The sequence below is a fragment of the Pseudomonas sp. TE3552 genome, from assembly GCF_056278945.1.
This window is the reverse complement of the sequence record NZ_JBWBQJ010000001.1, coordinates 1,593,133-1,613,263: the sequence shown is the minus strand read 5'-3', so window position 1 is coordinate 1,613,263 and position 20,131 is coordinate 1,593,133. Positions and strand designations below refer to the sequence as shown.

At 59.1% G+C, this 20,131-nt stretch carries 16 protein-coding genes, 1 tRNA gene and 1 pseudogene; 9 read left to right on the top strand and 9 right to left on the bottom strand.

From position 1 onward, the window contains the following. Nucleotides 1-14 precede the first annotated feature (14 nt). Together ACZ9BB_RS07155 and ACZ9BB_RS07150 are read right to left on the bottom strand one after the other, a co-directional pair. Entirely contained in the window at nt 15-1,352 is a 1,338-nt protein-coding gene (locus ACZ9BB_RS07155; protein WP_476213143.1) for an alginate export family protein, read from the bottom strand. A gap of 117 nt (nt 1,353-1,469) precedes the next feature. Further along, a complete protein-coding gene (locus ACZ9BB_RS07150) occupies nt 1,470-2,732 on the bottom strand; it encodes a serine hydrolase domain-containing protein (protein ID WP_476213142.1) in 1,263 nt (420 codons plus the stop codon). Nucleotides 2,733-3,119: 387 nt separating this feature from the next. On the opposite strand from ACZ9BB_RS07150, the gene fdhA reads away from it, so the two are divergent. After that, complete coding sequence (gene fdhA, locus ACZ9BB_RS07145; RefSeq protein ID WP_063340127.1) at nt 3,120-4,319, top strand: formaldehyde dehydrogenase, glutathione-independent; 1,200 nt, start codon at nt 3,120-3,122, stop codon at nt 4,317-4,319. A gap of 254 nt (nt 4,320-4,573) precedes the next feature. Beyond that, nucleotides 4,574-5,174, top strand: a pseudogene (locus ACZ9BB_RS07140) (aldehyde dehydrogenase family protein); the annotation flags it as partial. A 256-nt stretch (nt 5,175-5,430) separates the two neighbouring features. On the opposite strand, the gene ACZ9BB_RS07135 reads toward ACZ9BB_RS07140, so the two are convergent. The 6 genes from ACZ9BB_RS07135 to ACZ9BB_RS07110 all read right to left on the bottom strand — a co-directional run bounded on the left by ACZ9BB_RS07135 (nt 5,431) and on the right by ACZ9BB_RS07110 (nt 9,962). Continuing rightward, a tRNA-Gly gene (locus tag ACZ9BB_RS07135) sits at nt 5,431-5,506 on the bottom strand. A gap of 63 nt (nt 5,507-5,569) precedes the next feature. Next, a complete protein-coding gene (gene pgsA, locus ACZ9BB_RS07130; protein WP_007933765.1) occupies nt 5,570-6,130 on the bottom strand; it encodes a CDP-diacylglycerol--glycerol-3-phosphate 3-phosphatidyltransferase in 561 nt (186 codons plus the stop codon). Nucleotides 6,131-6,163: 33 nt separating this feature from the next. After that, a complete protein-coding gene (gene uvrC / locus ACZ9BB_RS07125; protein WP_476213141.1) occupies nt 6,164-7,987 on the bottom strand; it encodes an excinuclease ABC subunit UvrC in 1,824 nt (607 codons plus the stop codon). Nucleotides 7,988-7,990: 3 nt separating this feature from the next. Then, nucleotides 7,991-8,632: a response regulator transcription factor GacA gene (gene gacA / locus ACZ9BB_RS07120; protein ID WP_476213140.1), complete on the bottom strand. Its 642-nt coding sequence runs from the start codon at nt 8,630-8,632 to the stop codon at nt 7,991-7,993. A gap of 127 nt (nt 8,633-8,759) precedes the next feature. After that, a complete protein-coding gene (locus ACZ9BB_RS07115; protein WP_476213139.1) occupies nt 8,760-9,203 on the bottom strand; it encodes a GNAT family N-acetyltransferase in 444 nt (147 codons plus the stop codon). Beyond that, on the bottom strand, nt 9,204-9,962 hold the full coding sequence (locus ACZ9BB_RS07110) for a carbon-nitrogen hydrolase family protein (protein WP_476213138.1): 759 nt from the start codon (nt 9,960-9,962) through the stop codon (nt 9,204-9,206). It abuts the gene before it with no gap. 626 nt (nt 9,963-10,588) lie between these two features. On the opposite strand from ACZ9BB_RS07110, the gene ACZ9BB_RS07105 reads away from it, so the two are divergent. After that, nucleotides 10,589-11,668, top strand: coding sequence for a 3-deoxy-7-phosphoheptulonate synthase (locus ACZ9BB_RS07105; protein WP_476213137.1), 1,080 nt, complete (start codon nt 10,589-10,591; stop codon nt 11,666-11,668). Between the two features lie 57 nt (nt 11,669-11,725). On the opposite strand, the gene ACZ9BB_RS07100 is transcribed toward ACZ9BB_RS07105, so the two are convergent. Further along, nucleotides 11,726-12,787, bottom strand: coding sequence for a hypothetical protein (locus ACZ9BB_RS07100; protein WP_476213136.1), 1,062 nt, complete (start codon nt 12,785-12,787; stop codon nt 11,726-11,728). A 339-nt stretch (nt 12,788-13,126) separates the two neighbouring features. Between ACZ9BB_RS07100 and ACZ9BB_RS07095 the strand changes: the two genes are divergently transcribed. The 6 genes from ACZ9BB_RS07095 (at nt 13,127) to ACZ9BB_RS07070 (ending at nt 20,079) form a co-directional block, all read left to right on the top strand. Beyond that, nucleotides 13,127-14,008, top strand: coding sequence for an esterase/lipase family protein (locus ACZ9BB_RS07095; RefSeq protein WP_476213135.1), 882 nt, complete (start codon nt 13,127-13,129; stop codon nt 14,006-14,008). A gap of 107 nt (nt 14,009-14,115) precedes the next feature. Beyond that, nucleotides 14,116-14,397: a peptidylprolyl isomerase gene (locus ACZ9BB_RS07090; protein ID WP_476213134.1), complete on the top strand. Its 282-nt coding sequence runs from the start codon at nt 14,116-14,118 to the stop codon at nt 14,395-14,397. A 135-nt stretch (nt 14,398-14,532) separates the two neighbouring features. Further along, nucleotides 14,533-16,401, top strand: a complete 1,869-nt coding sequence (locus tag ACZ9BB_RS07085; protein ID WP_476213133.1) for an extracellular solute-binding protein — start codon at nt 14,533-14,535, stop codon at nt 16,399-16,401. Next, nucleotides 16,401-17,462: a microcin C ABC transporter permease YejB gene (locus ACZ9BB_RS07080; RefSeq protein ID WP_476213132.1), complete on the top strand. Its 1,062-nt coding sequence runs from the start codon at nt 16,401-16,403 to the stop codon at nt 17,460-17,462. The genes ACZ9BB_RS07085 and ACZ9BB_RS07080 overlap by 1 nt, the downstream gene beginning before the upstream one ends. Then, nucleotides 17,462-18,484: an ABC transporter permease gene (locus tag ACZ9BB_RS07075; RefSeq protein ID WP_476213131.1), complete on the top strand. Its 1,023-nt coding sequence runs from the start codon at nt 17,462-17,464 to the stop codon at nt 18,482-18,484. Before ACZ9BB_RS07080 ends, ACZ9BB_RS07075 begins: the two co-directional genes overlap by 1 nt. Before the next feature lie 14 nt (nt 18,485-18,498). Continuing rightward, the gene (locus tag ACZ9BB_RS07070) at nt 18,499-20,079 is read left to right on the top strand and encodes an ABC transporter ATP-binding protein (protein ID WP_476213130.1); all 1,581 of its coding nucleotides are present in this window, start codon (nt 18,499-18,501) and stop codon (nt 20,077-20,079) included. Nucleotides 20,080-20,131: the final 52 nt, after the last annotated feature.

Sequence of the window (20,131 nt, the reverse complement as noted above, 5' to 3'; positions counted from 1 at the left end):
AAGGCTCGCGGCACTTAATAGCGGTAGGTGAAGTACAGTTCCAGCGCACTGAAATTCTGGTCATCGCCGAACACCTGCTTGGCAGCGGCCAGTGGCTTGACCCAGTTATAGGAGAGCGACGTATAGAACGACGGCGTCGGGGTCCAGTCGAGGAAAACCACACTCTCATCGGCAAAGCGTCGATCGCTGACGGGTGCCCCCATGTAGTTTTTCTCGTCCAGCCAGAACTGATAGTGGATCGCGCCGAGAGTCAGCGTTTCATTGAGGTGGGTCTTGAGCGAGAACTGTTGAACGTTTTCGTTGCTGTTGAACAGCAGGTAGTTGCCGACGACATCCCCCACCAGCCAGGTGCTCCAGTCGACGAAGCCCTTGCTCAGCGAGTCCCAGGCTTTCTGCCGGTTGTCGGTGAGGTTGGCGTCGCCGGAGAAACTAGCGTAGCGATAGCCGAGCACCGGGGTCAGCGGTAACGTGTTGAAGGCGTATTCCGCCTGGCCGTACCAGGCGTTGGCATCGTAATCCACGCCTTCACCACTGCCCCGCTCCACGGCGTATTCGGCATTCAGCGTCAGGTCCGGCACGCCCGGTACTTTGGCCTTCAACGCACGCACGTTGTACACCTGCATCCCGTCCCGGCGTCGTGGCAGTGTACTGCCCTTGGGCCCCAGCGCATTGACCTTCATCGCCATGGCCCCCAGCGTCACCTGATCGTCGAGGTTGTAATCCAGGTTGACACCGGTCATGCGGAAATCACCCAGATCGTCGTCGGTGCGCAAGGTGAAGGCCTGGGTCTTCAACGCGCCATGATCCCAGGCCAGAATGGCCGAATCCTTGAAGGCGGTTCTGGGGCCAAGCCAGTAGGCGCCGTCCTTGAGTTGGTCGAGGTTACCGTCCATGACGATGAAGCCCGTCCCGATCATGTAGTTCTGGCGACCGGCAGTCAGCGTCCACTCGCCGGCCCGGAAACCGCCGTAGAGTTCTTCGGTGGCCACGTCGCCATCAGAGCTTCGAGTGAAGCCGCCGGCATCGCCATCGCCAAAGGTGGTCGCCGCCACCAGCGAGCCACCGGCCAACAGGCTGAAGTCTGGCTGCAGGGCATATTCCAGCTTGACGCCGGGCTTGACGTAGAACTCCTGCCAGTCGATTTTCGTACCGCCATTCTTGCCACTGCGCGCATCGACGCGGCCGCTGCCGAAGTTGACGTTACGGGTGGAAAGGGTCGCACCGCCGGCGGTGAAGTTGACCTCACCCTTGAGGTTGCCATCCTCGAAGGTGTAGCCCGCCAGCGCGACTTGGGCGGTCAGGGGTAAGCCGACCGCTAAGAGCGTTCGAGAGAAACGCGTCATGAAAACCATATGAAGCTCCTGTGTGATTATTGTTGTTACAGGGCAGTGAATGGCGGCGCAGAGCGCCGCCAACACCTGGCCGAGCCAGGTGAAAAGGACGCAAAATTCTTGTCTTTATGGGGTGTTTCAGTGGCTAAGATGCGCGGCGATAGCACGCAGCATGCGCACGCTGTCAGCATCGAACAGGCTGACGGCCTCGGTCAGCGATGACTGCTTGACGATCACCACACCGGACGGCTTATCGACGAACAGGTATTGACCATGAATGCCACCGGCCATGATCGCCTGGCTGTGGTCGTTGAAGACGTACCACTGGCTGCGGTAGGAAGCGCCGGGGGTCCAGTCGGAGAATTCGGAGTTTTTGGCGTAGATCGCCGGATCGGAGCCGGCGGCGATGCGTGCAACCGTCTCGGTCGACAGCAACTGCAGCCCATCATGACGACCGTCGTTGGCGAGCAGCCGACCGAACCGCGCCATGTCTCGCAAGGTGGCGTTGAAACCGGCACCGGCAACGCTACGCCCCCAAGGGTCGGCCATGAAGTAGCCGTCGCGCTCACACCCCAACTGGCTCCAGAGGTCTTGCAGCAATTGATTGCAAGCCTTGCCCGAAGCGCGCTCCATGACCCAGGCCAGGGCTTCGGTGGTGGCGGTCACGTAATGGAAAAAGCCGCCGTGACTGCCGCGTTTTTTCAGCGACGGCAGGTACTGATAGAGCGACTCGAACTGAGCGTACTGCGCAGGTGCCGGCTGGAAACCGCAGGCGTAGCCGTACTGAGAGCTTTCGGAGTTGGGATCGTCATAGACTTCGCTGTAGTCGATGCCCACGGCCATGTCGAACAGCTGGCGCACCGTGGCATCGCCAAACGCGCTGCCCAACAGTTCGGGCACGTAATGCGCCGCCGGCAATTGCGGATTGAGGATGCCATCGCAGACCAGTTGCTCCCCCAGGGTGCCGATCAGCGACTTGGTCACCGAAAACATGACGTGCCGGTCGCGGGGACGCTGGCCGTTGAAGTAATGCTCGAACAGCACGGTGTCGCCCTGCATCACCAAGAAGGCGTCGGTCTGACTGGCCACAAGGTGATCGATGACACTGACGCTCAGACCACATTCACTGTCGAAGTGCAGTTCATCCAGCGCTTGCGGAGCTTCCTTCAGGACACTGACTGGTCCGCTACCCGCTTCCACATCAATGGAGGGACGCAGGCGCGCCAGATTACGGAACCCCCATTGATTGAACGGTGGACGCATCCAGTTGTTCCAGGTGACGCGGCGTTTTGGCTCGGCCGGAAAGCCCTGCATAAACAAAGGCGCCAAGCGCCTGTCGAGTGACGATTCATTCGTCTCGATATAAAGACTGGCCAGCAACGGCACGGTGTTCTGACTCATCGGGTTTCCCCTGCAAAATGACTCTGCGTGAAAGCAGATGCAGGGAAATAATTACTCGGTATTATTTTTTAGTCAATAAAACCTTTTTGCAGATTAAAATTCTGATCACTGTGCTTTGATGGGGGCAAACACGGCGCTCAGCGCCCGTTACTCCTGCGCCAGCCCTGCCAACCGGGATGGTGATTGGGCGCTAAAGGCCCTCGCGGAGTGCTGATACCAGGCGTAGGATCGATACGATGACTGCTAATCACGCGTCGTTGGAAGGTGACTTCCAACCAATCTGCATTCACGCGCAAACGCAAGACATTTACCGCCGCACTGTAAGTCCGCGCGACCCTTCGCAGTACAAGGGCCGTGTTCTCACAACAACAAAAGCGAGGTGAAATCATGTCTGGTAATCGTGGTGTCGTGTATCTCGGCGCAGGCAAGGTCGAGGTGCAGACCATCCCCTATCCGAAAATGGAAGACCCGCGCGGCAAGCGCATTGACCATGGCGTGATCCTGCGCGTGGTTTCGACCAATATCTGCGGCTCCGACCAGCATATGGTACGTGGCCGGACCACGGCCCAGGTCGGGCTGGTGCTTGGCCATGAGATCACCGGCGAGGTCATAGAGAAGGGCCGTGACGTGGAAAACGTGCAGATCGGTGACCTGGTATCGGTGCCGTTCAACGTCGCCTGCGGCCGTTGTCGCAGTTGCAAGGAACAGCACACCGGCGTCTGCCTGACGGTCAATCCGGCGCGCCCCGGCGGTGCCTATGGCTATGTGGACATGGGTGACTGGGTTGGCGGCCAGGCCGAATACGTACTGGTGCCGTATGCCGACTTCAACCTGCTGAAGCTGCCCGACCGCGACAAGGCAATGGAGAAAATCCGCGACCTGACCTGCCTCTCCGATATCCTGCCGACCGGCTACCATGGCGCGGTGACCGCCGGCGTCGGCCCTGGCAGCACGGTGTATATCGCCGGTGCCGGCCCGGTCGGACTGGCTGCTGCCGCCTCCGCCCGTCTGCTGGGTGCGGCGGTGGTGATAGTCGGCGACGTCAATCCGCTGCGTCTGGCACATGCCAAGGCCCAGGGCTTCGAGATCGCCGACCTGACCCTGGACACTCCGCTGCACGAGCAAATCGCCAACATGCTCGGTGAGCCGGAAGTCGATTGTGCGGTCGATGCGGTCGGCTTCGAAGCCCGCGGCCACGGCCATGACGGCGCGCAGCACGAGGCCCCGGCCGATGTGCTCAACGCCCTGATGGGCGTGGTGCGGGTCGCCGGCAATATCGGTATCCCCGGTCTGTATGTCACCGAAGACCCGGGTGCGGTCAACAAAGCCGCCAAGCATGGCAGCCTGAACATCCGTTTCGGCCTCGGCTGGGCCAAATCCCACAGCTTCCACACCGGCCAGACCCCGACGATGAAGTACAACCGTCAGCTGATGCAGGCGATCATGTGGGACCGGATCAAGATTGCCGAGGTCGTCGGCGTGCAGGTGATCAGCCTGGACGACGCGCCGCGTGGTTACCACGAGTTCGATGCCGGGGCGCCGAAGAAATTCGTCATGGATCCGCACAAGCTGTTTACCGCGGCCTAGGGAACAGGTTGGAAAAAGGGCAGCCTTGAGCTGCCCTTTTTTATGGCCGAGTGTCCCGTCCTGAACCTGTTTCAGGACGGGACACCTATGTCATGCACCCCAATGGGATCAGTAAGCAGTCGCCGAACATTCGAGGAAAACGTCGCGGGGCGTGAGCGCTTATAACGTAAGAAACAGCGCCGAGGTCCAGACTCGGGATTGATCGCGCTGCCGGGCGCAGATGAACAATGGATGTTCACGCCCCTGCTCCAGATTCAACCGGGCAAGTCTGCGCGGCCGCCAAACGCCTGATTGTCGAGCAAGGCATTGTCGAAGCGTTCACCCGCAAGTTCGTCGAAGCCACCCGCGAGTTGGTCGTCGGCGATCCATTGGCCACAGACACCTACATCGGCCCCATGGCTCGCTTCGATCTTCGTGATGAGCTGGATCGTCAGGTCCAGCAAACGCTGGAGGAAGGCGCGACATTGTTAATGGGCGGCAAGAAGGCTGAAGGCCCTGGCAACTTTTACGAGCCCACCGTATTCGCAGATGTCACCGACCGGATGACCTCGTTCAAACAGGAGTTGTTTGGGCCGGTGGCCTCGATCATCACCGCGCGCGATGCAGCCCACGCGTTAGAGCTGGCCAATGACAGTGAGTTCGGACTTGCCTCAACCATTTACACTCGCGATGTCGAGCTTGCCCATAAGCTGGCGGGCGAACTGGAAACCGGCGGTGTGTTCATCAATGGCTTGCGCAACCGACCCACGTGTCACCTTCGGCGGCGTGAAGAAAAGCGGTTTCGGCCGGGAGCTGTCACATTTCGGGGTCCGTGAGTTCTGCAATGCGCAGACGGTGTGGCTGGACCGCCACTGATTGCATCGACGGTTTTCCGACTCAATCAATATCCCAACGACTCTATCTGGCTTACCTGCGAGCCGATGGAGATTCGCGCCGGCACCGACACTTCGCTTACGCGGGTCGTGGCGGTGTTCGGTGCGGTGATGCGACCCTGATTTGCACCTTTCGTCTAATGAAAAAGCGGGGCCGTCGATGCCAGGGAAGATGCAGGCCTTGGATTTTCTTTGACGCAAAAAAAATGGACCTCTTTTCAGAGGTCCATTTTTATATTTGGAGCGGGAAACGAGACTCGAACTCGCGACCCCGACCTTGGCAAGGTCGTGCTCTACCAACTGAGCTATTCCCGCGTCTTGGTGAGGCGCATTCTATAGAATCCTGATGCCCCGTCAACCCTTTGATTCAAAAAAGTTTTATTTCTTTTCCACATCTGTCTTCAGATGCGGCCAGGCGGCCCGCAAGTATTGGACCATGGACCACAAGGTCAGGCCAGCGGACACCATCAGCAAGGCGTAACCCATCAGGACCCAGAAGCTGAAGTCCGACGGATTGGCCAGCAGGATCACCAGCGCCAGCATTTGCGCGGCGGTTTTCCATTTGCCCAGGTTCGACACCGCAACATGGGCGCGAGCACCGAGTTCGGCCATCCACTCGCGCAGCGCCGAGACGACGATTTCGCGACCGATGATGACGGCGGCCGGCAGCGTGAGCCACAGGTTGCCGTGTTCTTGCACCAGAAGCACCAACGCAACGGCGACCATCAATTTGTCTGCAACAGGATCGAGGAAGGCCCCGAACGGTGTGCTTTGTTCCAGACGACGGGCCAGATACCCGTCCAGCCAGTCGGTCGCGGCGGCAAAGGCAAAGACCGAGGCAGATGCCAGATAGCTCCAGTGGTAAGGCAAGTAAAACAGCAAAATGAAGATCGGAATGAGCAGGACGCGTAGAACGGTAATCAGATTAGGGATATTCATCGACACAACTGGCTACGAGGTGAGTTGGGCATTCTACTCGCTGTGCAGATTTGCATAAATCAACTCTGCGAGCTTTTTACTGATCCCGGGTGCTTTGGCGATCTCTTCGATGCTGGCACGAGACAGCTCCTGCAATCCACCAAAATGTTTTAACAAATCGCGCCGCCGTGTCGGTCCGACACCGGCAACGCCCTCAAGCGTGGACGTGCGGCGAGTTTTCCCACGACGTGCGCGGTGCCCGGTAATGGCAAAGCGGTGGGCTTCATCGCGGATCTGCTGGATCAAATGTAGCGCGGGGGAATCGCCGCGCAAGGTAAATTCATGGGCCGCGTCGTTAAGGTACAGGGTTTCGAAACCGGCCTTGCGCGTCGCGCCCTTGGCCACGCCCAAGAGAATCAGGTCTGGCACGGCCAGTTCGTTCAACACGTCACGCGCCATGGACAGCTGCCCCTTACCGCCGTCGACCAGCAGGATGTCCGGCAACTTGCCCTCACCCTCCTTCAGTTTGCTGAAACGTCGAGTCAGGGCCTGGTGCATCGCGGCATAGTCGTCACCCGGTGTAACGCCTTCGATGTTGTAGCGACGGTAGTCGGATTTGATCGGGCCTTCCGGACCGAACACCACGCAGGACGCCACGGTGGCCTCGCCGCTGGAATGACTGATGTCATAACACTCGAGACGTTGCGGCGGCTCGTCCAGGCTCAGCACTTCGGCCAGGGCATCGAAACGGGCCGCGACGTGTTGCCGGTTCGCCAGTCGCGCACCCAACGCCTGCTCGGCATTGGTGACCGCCAATTGCTGCCAGCGTGCTCGCGTACCACGGACTCGATGGCTGATGGTCAATTCACGACCGCGCAGCTCTTCAATGGCCGCGATCAGGGTCGGAAAATCTTCATGCACCACGTTGACGATCAGCTCGCTCGGCAAGTCGCGTTCAGGGCTGCTGATGAAGTATTGGCCGAGAAACGCCGCCATGACTTCGGAAACGTCTTCTTCAATACCCACTTGCGGAAAGAAGTTCTTGCTCCCCAACACCCGGCCGCCGCGTACGCTGATCAAGTGCACACAGGCGCCCCCTGGATTGACGAACGCCGCGATCACATCGACATCACCCGTCCCGCCTTCCATGCTCTGCTGATCCTGGACCCGGCGCAGCAATGAGATCTGGTCGCGCAATTCGGCGGCGCGCTCGAACTCGAGGTTGACCGCCGCCTCCTCCATCGCCGCAGACAACTCGTCCGCCAACGCGTTGCTGCGCCCTTCCAGAAACATCACCGAGTGGCGTACATCCTCGGCATATACCTCGGGCTCCACCAAGCCGACACATGGGGCCTTGCAGCGTTTGATCTGGTATTGCAGACAAGGCCGCGTGCGGTTCTTGTAATAGCTGTCTTCACACTGACGAACGAAAAATGCCTTTTGCAGCAGGCTCAGGCTTTCGCGAATCGCACCCGCGCTGGGGTAAGGGCCGAAATATTTACCCTTGGCCTTTTTCGCTCCCCGATGGATGCTCAAGCGCGGGAACTGGCCATCCGAGAGAAAGACATAAGGGTAGGATTTGTCGTCGCGCAGCAAGATGTTGTACGGCGGACGCCACTCTTTGATCAGCGTCTGCTCAAGCAACAAGGCTTCGGTTTCGTTGGCCGTGATGGTGGTTTCGACCTGGGCGATACGGCCTACCAGCGCGGCGGTCTTGGGGGCAAGACCGGTTTTGCGGAAATAGCTCGCCAAACGCTTCTTGAGATTTTTGGCCTTGCCGACATAAAGCAGGCGCGCCTCGCTGTCGAGCATGCGATAGACACCTGGCCGCCCGCTGACCGTCGACAGAAAAGCACTTGGATCAAAAGTTTCAGTCATTTTTCAGAGGCTGGCATCAACCATGCCGTGACGAACCGCCAACAGCGTCAACTCGACATCGCTGCTGATCGAAAGCTTCTCGAAAATACGGTAACGGTAGGTATTCACTGTTTTTGGCGACAGACACAACTTGTCGGAGATGATCTGCACCTTCTGACAGCCGACAATCATCAACGCAATCTGGATTTCCCGCTCCGACAAGGCGTCGAAGGGCGAATCATTGGTTGGCTGGAACGACTTGATCGCCAGTTGCTGGTCAATCTGCGGGCTGATATAGCGCTGCCCGGCAAACACCAGGCGAATAGCCTGGACCATTTCCGGCAATCCAGCGCCCTTGGTCAGATAACCTGCGGCACCGGCCTGTAACAACCGGGTAGGAAACGGATCTTCTTCGCACACGGTGACCGCGACGACCTTGATGTCGGGATGACTGCGCAATAATTTGCGCGTGGCTTCGAGACCGCCGATCCCGGGCATCTTGACGTCCATCAGCACCACATCGGGTTTCAACTCACGCGCTTTGAGCAGGGATTCCTCCCCTGACTCGGCCTGACCGACTACTTGCAGGCCATCGATGTCAGCCAGCATTCGTGTAATGCCTGTACGAACGAGATCATGGTCATCGACTACTAGCACCCTAATCAAGCAGACACCTCGCGATTTGGTCTTATTGGGTTGTCGGACACCTTAGCAAAAAGCAACTGGCAGACCTAGCGGAAAGCAGCATATAAAAAGTGTCAAATCTTCTTGCGAGGCTTGCCGCCAGTGTGTTTCAGCGATGCAGTCCATTGATATCACGCTGCATTCTCAGGAAACACTGGTCTTTGCCGACCACCTTCAGGCCTTTTTTTTCGTAAAGCTTTTTTGCCGGATTATTTTCAAAAACGGTAAGACGCATTGCCGGACGTCGTTCCTTGCATGCCATGGCGAATACCTGATCAATCACCCAGGAACCGGCGCCCTGCCCCTGGTACGCTTCGAGTAAATGCAATTCGCGGATATACAAGGCTCTGGCGTCACGGCTCAAGCTGACATACCCCATCAGTGTGTCATCACCCACGATCAGCCAGTTTTCGCGTCCCTCCCAAGCGACATCGAAGGCCTCGTCCAGCCACAACAGTTCATGTTGAATGTAGTAGCGAAGCATATTTCGACAAGTCAGGTTACGAGCGAAGTCCAGGTCCCGAGACGTTGCCGGACGTAATTCGAAACCCATTCAAGCCTCCGCAACTGCCACGATTTGCCCCTTCCAGCCGTCAGCATTGCGGCGAGCAACGACCATAAGGTTCCCCGTACCCGGCGCCGCAACAATCAATGTCCCGTCCGCCGCCCAGATTGCGCTGCGCCCTGCCGACTCCCAGCCGCCCGTTGCGCCGCCATGGTTGGCCATCAGCACCGCCATCCCATGGGTTCGGGCATAGCCTTGCAATAGAGCGGTATCTGGAGCGTAGCCGTTTTCGGTGATCAGTACGCCCGCCGCATAAAGATCAGCGCCCTGCCCTGCGGCCGCTGCCGCGTGGCTGGCATGAGAAAAATCGGCGCAGACCGCCAACGCGACGGTGTCGGTACCGATCTTCAAGGTCGAACCGCCCGTGCCTGGAGCAAACACCACCTCTTCGCCCGGATGCAGATGCTGCTTGCTGTAAACCCCGAGCGAACCATCGGCGCCCAATACCAGGGCTCCGATCAACACCGGCGATTCGTCCGACAGGCGAATCGGCATCCCGACGACACTGGTCACACCGACTTCCCGCGCGAAATCGCGCAGCGGTTGCAACTCCCTGGCGTCTGGCGCGATGGCCAACTCCGCCGCCAGACCACGCTCATAGCCGGTCAGCGACAACTCAGGAAACACCAGCAATTGCACGCCCTGTTGCGCGGCAACCTGCATGAAGCGCTGATGCCAGGCAATATTGGCGGCAAGATCACCGGCAATGGCGATCGTTTGAGCGGCGGCGATGGTCAGTGTCGTCATGGTTCGTCCGTGTGAAGTTGTGGTTTGGGCGCAACGCAAAGTGTGTCACAACCCTCGATACACTCAAGCGATAGAAAAGCCTGTGATGATCGATAGCATTTTCTGATTGAATCCGCGTACCGGCCTCTAGTAAGCTCGGCGCATTCATCGGAGACAGATCATGTTAAACGCCCTTTTACAGCTTCGTACCGTCAGCGCCCCGCGCTCGGTTGCGGCTGCCCGGGTGAATGACGTTTGTACTTCGGTCAGCTTTTATTTTGGGTATTGGTTTAGCCACTGGCGCGCCTGATACCCACACGGCGCCCACTTTAAACGGGTCGCCACCAGAGAATTCTCAACCCCCGGTCGGCCTCCCGACCGGGGGTTTTGTTTTTTCAGCCCTGAACATTTTTAGCGTCACACCAGACAATTTGAGGATTCACGACATGAACTACGCCACTTATTACCGTCACGACAGTTTTACCGCCTGGCGATTTACCAGCCTCCGCTCGGGACAGCCTGCCGCCTCCGATCGGTCACCCACAGGTGGCAAGCACACACACACAGCCAATCCGGCTAATTGTCGAACACCCCAGTAGGGCCGAGCGCGCGGGAACGAACCCGCCGCCAGCCCAGGAAGCCCGAATATGAACTCGTCCGTCTCTGCTCTGCCGCTGTCCACCCTGAGCCCTGCCAATGAAGCGCTGACCTTGCGCCTGCCCAGCTCATTGCAACTCAAACAGCAATTACCACTCAGCAACGCCCTGACCCAGCAAGTCGCCGCCCACCGTCAGGCGGTTCGCGCGATCCTCAACGGTGAAGACTCCCGTTTGCTGGTCATCGTCGGTCCCTGCTCGATTCATGACCCCCGTTCAGCCCTCGAATACGCCAACCACCTTGCCCGCCTGGCCGCTGAAGTCAGCGATGAGATGCTGCTGGTGATGCGCGCCTACGTCGAAAAACCGCGTACCACGGTCGGTTGGAAAGGCCTGGCCTACGACCCGCACCTGGATGGCAGCGACGACATGGCCGGCGGTTTGACGCTGTCCCGGGAATTGATGCGCGAAATGCTGCAACTGGGTTTACCCATTGCCACCGAGCTGCTGCAACCAATGGCCGCCGGCTACTTTGACGACCTGCTGAGCTGGGTCGCGATTGGCGCCCGTACCACCGAATCACAAATTCACCGGGAGATGGCCAGCGGCCTGAGCATGCCGGTAGGGTTCAAGAATGGCACCGACGGCGGTGTGGCTGTCGCCAGCGATGCCATGCGCTCGGCCGCCCATCCGCATCGCCATTTCGGTGTCGATAGCCAGGGGCATCCTGCGATTATCCAGACACCCGGCAACGCCGATACCCATCTGGTATTACGTGGCGGTCATCGCGGGCCGAACTACGACCGTGACAGCATCGCTCAGGTGCACAGCGATTTGACCAGACTCAAGATTCCGGCGCGGATCATGGTCGACTGCAGCCACGCCAACAGCGGTAAAGATCCATTGCGTCAGCCAGCCGTGTTCAACGACGTGCTTGAGCAGCGCCTGCAAGGTGATCGATCGTTGATTGGCATGATGATCGAAAGCCATTTGTTCGAAGGTTGCCAACCATTGAACCCGTCGCTGCGTTACGGGGTGTCGGTAACGGATGGCTGTCTTGGCTGGGCCGGGACAGAACAGTTGTTGCAGCAGGCAGCCGAACGACTTCGTGCGCAGCGCTGTACTCAATAGCCGAAGTGACCAGCGCCCGCCTTCCAGTTTTCAAGCAAAAACTGGAAGGCGGTTGCCTTAAATCGGTTGCGACTGCACTTGTACCAACGTGACTTCAGACTGTTGGCTCACATCGTCGAGACGTTCGACCGAATAGGCAACCCGTACCGTCAAATCCCGATGCTCGCGCCAAAACCTGTAGGGAACGATAAATACCAGCGGTTGACCGGCCATTTCCCTTGAGATCTCACGATCATCGCGATGATTGAAATGCTCCCCGTCACATTTCAAATAAACCAGCTCACCCTCTTCTGCCTGGGCATTGTCGATCACGACGGTGATACCATCGATTGCATCTTGCAGATCCAGCCAACCCTCATCGGCCTCCAGCACGGAGGGCGGCAATAGCGGTCCTCGCTCCAGAGGGCCGATCACCAGTTGCGCAGGCTCCGAGAAGCGAGGCTCTTGACCCTCTTTCTCGACGCAATAGCTGATCGCAATGGTTGCACCAAGGTTGGGGGCAATACACTCGGGACTTACCCAGAATGACAGTTCGCCACCCACTGCAAAGGATTCGATTTTCAATGTGTCATTGAAGCTCGATTGTGGCGTACCGCTGGCCCAGGACAGCAAGATCCGATCTCCAGCCGTCATCCGCGCATACGGCCTGATCGTTACGCGCGCGCCCTCGGTGACCCTGTCGGGATCGAGCGTGCCGCCCACCGCATCGTTCACAATCACAGGCAGCAAATCCGACCGGACATCACCAACGCTCAAATGTAAACGCCCGGACTCCAAAGGCTCACAATGGAGCGCACTGTACAGCGTGTAGTAAACCTCGAGCGACCCGCCATCCAGTGCGGCGATGTGTACGCCCGACACACTAAAGACAATCACTCTGCCCACCTGGGCTTCGCTGACAAAACGCGATGCTTCATGCCGATACGCAACACCCTCTGCATCGATACCTGACCAGGACATGATCAGTTTGTCTCCGCAGGCCATGGTCTGATAAGGCGCAACAGTGACAATGGCTTTTCTTTCTGACGGATCGAGTATGGCGTTTTCCGCCTGCTCCAGCCGTGGTGCCGCCATGTATTGCTCTACAACATTCAGGTTCCCGACTTCATAAATAGTCATTCATACGCTCCAGTCCTTGGAATAAATACCGCCTTGAAGGTCGGCATCGAACGAAGCCTATTGAAACCCACGGCGTTGATCCGTGATGCAGGGCAATCGCGTTGGTTGCCACGGAAAAATGACGTTTCTGAAGTAGGTCATTGCGAGGAACCGCTCAACCATCGTTAAAAAGATGTCTAGATATTCCGACCAAGACCTCATGCTCATCCGAGTTTTCGTACCATTTCTATTCCGTTTTCGTCAGGTTACAGCGGCTTTTTCATACACCGCCGAGCGGCTGGTGTGCTTTAGAGTGCCCCCTTGAGCACACACCTGACCTACTGCGAAAAAGGAATCTACATGCTACGGAATGCAACCACTCACTATCCGATCCTGCTGGTCCACGGGCTCTTCGGCTTCGATCGCATCGGCAACCTGGAACTGTTCCATGACGTCAAGCTGGCCCTCAGAAGCGCCGGCGCCAGGGTCTTCATCCCGCATCTGTCGGCTACCCACAGCAATGAAACCCGCGGCGAACAACTGTTGGCGCAGATCGACCGGGTACTGCAAGGAACCGGTGCAAGCAAAGTCAACCTGATCGGTCACAGCCAGGGTGCATTGGCTGCACGGTACGCGGGGGCGCTGGCGCCAGAGACGGTCGCCTCGGTGACCTCGGTCAGCGGGCCGAATCATGGCTCGGAGCTGGCCGACTTCCTGCGCAAGGCGCTGACGCCCGGGCGCCTGCCGGAACACGTTGCCGGGGCGGTGGCCACCCTGTTCGCCGACTTCCTGTCGTTACTCAGTGGCAACCGGCATCTGCCACAGAACGCCATCGCCGCGCTCAATGCACTGACCACCGAAGGCGTTGGCGCCTTCAACGACAAATACCCCCAGGGGCTACCGAAAACCTGGGGCGGCAAGGGTCGTGAGCTGGTGAATGGCGTGCGCTACTATTCCTGGAGCGGCACCCTGCAGGGAAGCATCCTCGATGAAGGGCTCCATGCGTTCCATCCGCTGCACGGTTTCCTCAGGGCCTTCTCCCACTATTTCACCACCGAAGCCGAGCAGAATGACGGCATGGTCGGCCGATTCAGCTCCCATCTGGGTAAAGTGATCCGTTCGGATTATCCGCTGGATCATCTGGACAGCCTCAGCCAGACAACCGGTCAGGTGCGCAAGGGTATCGACCCGGTCGCCCTGTATGTGCAGCATGCCGAACGCTTGAGAAATGCCGGTCTTTAAGTCGTGTCACAAACGCTGCACGAAACAGACGAAACTTTGAGGGAGAAATAGCCCACTGAATCCGGTAGGCTCCGCATTTTACTGAACATTGAATGGAGTATTTTCCCATGGCCAGAGCCACTGCCCGTCACATCCTGGTTTCCAGCGAAGAAAAATGTAATGAACTCAAGGCCCAGATCGAGGCCGGTGCCGATTTCGCCGAAGTCGCCAAAGCCAACTCCTCCTGCCCTTCCAGCCGCCAGGGCGGAGACCTGGGTTCGTTCGGCCCAGGCCAGATGGTCAAGGAATTCGACACCGTGGTCTTCAGCGCACCGATCAACGTGGTACAAGGTCCGGTCAAGACCCAGTTCGGTTACCACCTGCTGGAAGTGACCAGTCGTCAGGACTGATCAACCCTTGAGTTTTCTACACAACGGCCCGCCTTTTGGTGGGCCGTTGTGTTTTCGTTACGTGATACGGCTGGCGAGGGACGCGTCGCTAGCGTACAAATTGTGCTTATCGATCACCCGGCTCTAAGGCTGACAATGCGACTGGCTTTCCCCACTTTATTGTTCACTGCCGTGGCCCTGTTGTTGGGCGCCGCCGGTGTGAACGCTGCACCACAACAGGCATTGACCGTGTACGGTGAACCGGCGAAATATCCCGCGGGTTTCAGTCATTTCGCCTATACCAACCCGCAAGCGCCCAAGGGCGGCACGATGCGGCGCTCGGCGCTGGAAATCGGTCATTTCGACCACATCCTGCCGTACATCGACAAGGGTATCGGGGTCACGCAGATAGACGGCTGGATCTACTCGCCCCTGGCCCAGCGCTCGCTGGACGAACCCTACACCGTGTACGGCCTGGTGGCGCAGCAGATGGAGCGTTCCGACGATGGACTGTCTCTGCGTTTCTACCTGAACCCGAAGGCCCGTTTCGCCGACGGCAAACCGATCACCGCCGAAGACGTGCGCTATACCTTCGACCTGTTGATGACCCAGGGCAGCCTGCGTTATCGCACGCAATTCGCCGACGTCAAAGGCGTCGAAGTGGAGTCGCCGCTAACCATTCGATTCAACTTCAAGAGCAACGAAAACCGTACCCTGCCGTTGGACCTCGCCACCTTGCCGGTGCTTCCCGAACATTGGTGGAAAACCCGCGATTTCGCCAATGGTGGCGGTTACGAGCCGCCGCTGGGCAGCGGGCCATACCGTGTGAGCAAGGTCGACTCCGGGCGCAGCATCACCTTCGAGCGTAATGCCGACTGGTGGGCCAGGGATTTACCGGTCAGCCGTGGCCTCTACAACTTCGATCATTTCAGCATCGAGTATTTCGGCGATACCGACGTCGCCCGCCAGGTCCTGCGTGGTGGCGCCTACGACTACAACCGCGAATTCTCCGCCACCGCCTACTCCATCGGCTACGAGAGTCCGGCCCTGAGCGACGGCCGCCTGCAAAAAGCCCACCTGGCAACGCAGGCACCACAACCGTCCCAAGGCTTTGTGTTCAACCTGCAAAACCCGATATTCCAGGATCGTCGAGTGCGCCAGGCGCTGGCCATGCTCTGGGATTTCGAGTGGAGCAACCGGCAGATGATGCGCGACCTGTACATCCGCCAGCAGAGCTTCTTTTCCAACACCGATCTCGCTGCCCGACAACTGCCCGACGCGGGTGAGCGGGCGATTCTCGAGCCGCTGCGCGGGCAGATCCCCGACGAAGTCTTCACTCAGGTCTTCGAAGCGCCGAAAACCGATGGCAGCGGCGTGATTCGCGACAAACAGTTGCAAGCCCTGGACTTGCTCGAACAGGCCGGCTGGAAACCCGATGGCGATCAACTGGTCAACGCCGAAGGTCAACCGCTGAGCTTCACCTTCCTGATCAGCCAGAACGGCATGGATCGTTTGCTGCTGCCTTATAAGCGCACCCTGAAACAAATCGGCATCGACCTGAACATTCGCCGCATCGACGCCTCCCAGTACGTAAACCGCCTGATGTCCCGGGACTACGACATGATCGTCACCGGCTACCCGGTCACCACCTCGCCGGGCAACGAGCTGTACAACTACTTTGGCTCGGCGGCGGCCAACGATCCCGGCTCCAACAACTACATGGTGCTGAAAAATCCGGCGGTCGATACGCTGATCAACGGCCTGGTCCGCGCCACCACCCAGGCTGACATGCTGCGCTATGCCCATGCCCTGGACCGCGTTCTGCAATGGAACTTCTACTGGATTCCCAATTATTACCCGCCAGGCAGTTCGACCGTGTGGTGGAACCGCTTCGGCATTCCCACTGTGCAAGCGAGCAATGACGAAGCCATCGAGAGTTGGTGGCAAGTGAGCACCACCCCACTGACCAACGAACAGATGACCGCCGAACTAATCAAACGTGGCAAACCCGGAGGGCCGCGCTGATGTGGGCTTACATACTGCGGCGCCTGCTGCTGATCATTCCGACACTGGTGATCATTCTTCTGGTCAATTTCGTCATCGTCCAGGCCGCGCCCGGCGGCCCGGTGGAACAAGCCATCGCACACCTGCAAGGCATTGGTGGCGCGAGTGTCGGCGGCGGTTCCAGCGAAACCATGCATGGCAGTTCCCGTGCCAGCCGAGGGCTAGACCCGCAGCTGATCAAGGAGATCGAAAAGCAATATGGCTTTGACAAGCCGGCACCGGAACGCCTGTGGCTGATGCTCAAGAGCTACGCCCGCCTCGACTTCGGCAAGAGCTTTTTTCGCGGTGCCACGGTCACCGACCTGATCCTGGAGAAAATGCCGGTGACCATCTCCCTCGGGCTCTGGGCCACGTTGATCACCTATCTGGTGTCGATTCCCCTGGGCATCCGCAAGGCCGTGCATCATGGCAGCCATTTCGATATCTGGAGCAGCACCGCGATCATCATCGGTTACGCGATGCCGGCGTTCCTGTTCGCCATGTTCCTGATCGTGGTGTTCGCCGGCGGCACTTCGTTGAACTGGTTTCCGGTGCGCGGCCTGGTCTCGGACAACTTCGAGTCGCTGTCGACTCTGGGCAAAGTCGCCGATTACTTCTGGCATCTGGTACTGCCGGTGACGGCGCTGGTGGTCGGTGGTTTCGCCACCCTGACCATTCTCACCAAAAACTCCTTCCTCAATGAAATCACCCGCCAGTACGTGGTCACCGCCCGGGCCAAGGGCTTGAGCGAACGCCGGGTGCTTTACGGCCATGTGTTTCGCAACGCCATGCTGTTGGTGGTGTCGGGGATTCCGCAGGCGTTCATCAGCGTATTTTTTGCCGGCTCGCTGCTGATCGAAGTGATTTTCTCCCTCGATGGCCTGGGTCGCATGAGTTACGAAGCCGCGGTCTCACGGGACTATCCAGTGGTCTTCGGTTCGCTGTTCATCTTTACCTTGTTCGGCCTGCTGATAAAAATCATCGGCGACCTCTGCTACACCCTGGTCGACCCGCGTATCGACTTCGCCGCGAGGAACGCCTGATGTTCAAGCTTTCGCCGCTGGGCCGTCGCCGTTTCGAACGCTTCAAGAAAAACCGCCGGGGCTGGTGGTCGCTGTGGTTGTTTGTCGGCCTGTTCCTGTTGACCCTGGGCGGTGAGCTGATCGCCAACGACCAACCGCTGATGGTCAGTTATCAGGGCTCGCTGTATTTCCCGGCGTTCAAGCGTCACACCGAGCAGGAATTTGGTGGGCAACTGCCGTTCCAGGCTGATTACCGCAGCGATTACGTGCAGAAGCTGATTCACAAGGATGGCGGCTGGATGCTGTTTGCGCCGATCCCGTTCAGCGACGACACGCCCAATTACGACCTCAATCAACCCGCACCGAGCCCACCGTCGAAGGTCAACTGGCTGGGCACCGACGATCAGGCCCGCGACGTGCTGGCCCGGGTGATCTTCGGGGCACGGGTGTCGATCCTGTTCGCGTTGGCGCTGACCTTCATCAGCGCGTTGATCGGCATCGCCGCCGGTGCCCTGCAAGGCTATTACGGCGGCTGGGTCGACCTGATCGGTCAGCGCTTGCAGGAAGTCTGGTCGGGGCTGCCGGTGCTGTACCTGCTGATCATCCTGTCGGGGTTCGTCGAGCCGAATTTCTGGTGGCTGCTGGGGATCATGGCGCTGTTTTCCTGGCTGGCGCTGGTGGACGTGGTGCGCGCCGAGTTCCTGCGCGGGCGAAACCTGGAATACGTCAAAGCCGCCCGTGCGCTGGGCCTGACCGACCGCAAGGTGATCGTACGGCACATTCTGCCTAATGCGATGAATGCGACCCTGAGTTACCTGCCGTTCATCCTGACCGGAGCGATTTCCACCCTCACAGCGCTGGACTTCCTCGGCTTCGGCATGCCGGCCGGCAGCGCGTCCCTGGGCGAATTGATTGGTCAAGGCAAGCAGAACCTGCAAGCGCCGTGGCTGGGGCTGACGGCGTTTTTCACCCTGGCGCTGATTCTTTCTTTATTGGTGTTTATCGGGGAGGCATTACGTGATGCCTTTGATCCTCGGTCTTGAAGCGGACTGTTGATATGAGTGACAACCTGATCGAAATCCGTGACCTCAATGTCGCCTTCAGCGGCCAGACCGTGGTGCGCAACCTGTGCCTGGACATCCGCCCCGGTGAATGCCTGGCGCTGGTCGGCGAGTCGGGCTGCGGCAAGTCGGTGACCGCCCACTCGATCCTGCAACTGCTGCCCGAAAGCGGCACGACAACCACCGGCAGCATTCGCTATCGCGGCCAGGAATTGATCGGCGCCGACATCAAGGCCTTGCGTGAACTGCGCGGCAACCGGATCGCGATGATTTTCCAGGAGCCGATGACCTCCCTCAACCCGCTGCACAGCGTTGAAAAGCAGATCGGCGAAACCCTGCTGCTGCACCGAGGGCTGGGCGGCAAAGCGGCGCAAGCGCGGATTCTCGAGTTGCTGCAACTGGTGGGTATCCAGAAGCCCGAAGAGCGGCTCAAGGCCTATCCCCATCAACTTTCCGGCGGCCAACGGCAACGGGTGATGATCGCCATGGCCCTGGCTTGCGAGCCGGAATTGCTGATCGCCGACGAGCCGACCACCGCACTGGATGTGACGGTGCAGCGCAAAATCCTGCTGCTGCTCAAATCCCTGCAACAGCGGCTCGGTATGTCGCTGCTGCTGATCAGCCATGACCTCAATCTGGTGCGCAGCATCGCCCAGCGGGTGTGCGTGATGAAGGCCGGGGAAATCGTCGAACAGGCGCCTTGCGAGACACTGTTCACCGAGCCGAAACATCCTTACAGCTGCGTGCTGCTGAACGCCGAGCCGGAAGGTGAAGCCCTGCCCCGGGATGAGCGTGAAAAAGTGCTGGAGGTGGATAATCTGCACGTACGGTTCGCGGTCGGTGGCGGCCTGTTCCAGCGTAAAACCTATCTGCACGCGGTGGATGGCATCAGCCTGAATGTACAGCGTGGCAAGACGCTGGGCATCGTCGGCGAGTCTGGCTCGGGCAAGTCTACCCTCGGTCAGGCGATCCTGCGTTTGCTCGATTCAGACGGCAGCATCCGCTTTCAGGGTGAGGCCCTGGATGGCCTGACACAAAAGCAGCTGCGGCCGTGGCGCAAGAAGATGCAGGTGGTGTTTCAGGACCCTTTCGGCAGTCTCAGCCCGCGGATGTCCGTGGCGCAGATCATCAGTGAAGGCCTTGAGGTTCACAGCCAGTCCACCCCTGCCCAATGCGAAGCCCAGGTGATCCGGGCGCTGGAAGAAGTGGGGCTCGACCCGCAAAGCCGTCACCGTTACCCGCACGAATTCTCTGGCGGCCAACGCCAGCGCATCGCCATTGCCCGCGCACTGGTGCTGAAACCGGCGCTGATCCTGCTCGACGAGCCGACCTCGGCGCTCGATCGCACGGTACAAAAACAAGTGGTCGCCCTGCTCCGTCAGCTTCAGGAAAAATACGGCCTGACCTACCTGTTCATCAGTCACGACCTGGCGGTGATACGCGCCCTGGCCCACGACATGATCGTGATCAAGGACGGCAAAGTGGTGGAAAGCGGTGCCAGCCACACGGTGTTCGACTCGCCGCAGCATCCGTATACCAAAGAGCTGTTGGCGGCGGCGCATCCGGGGTGGGCATAATCGGCGGCATGCCGTTGGACCGCGTCGCGTCCATCGCGGGCAAGCACAGGCA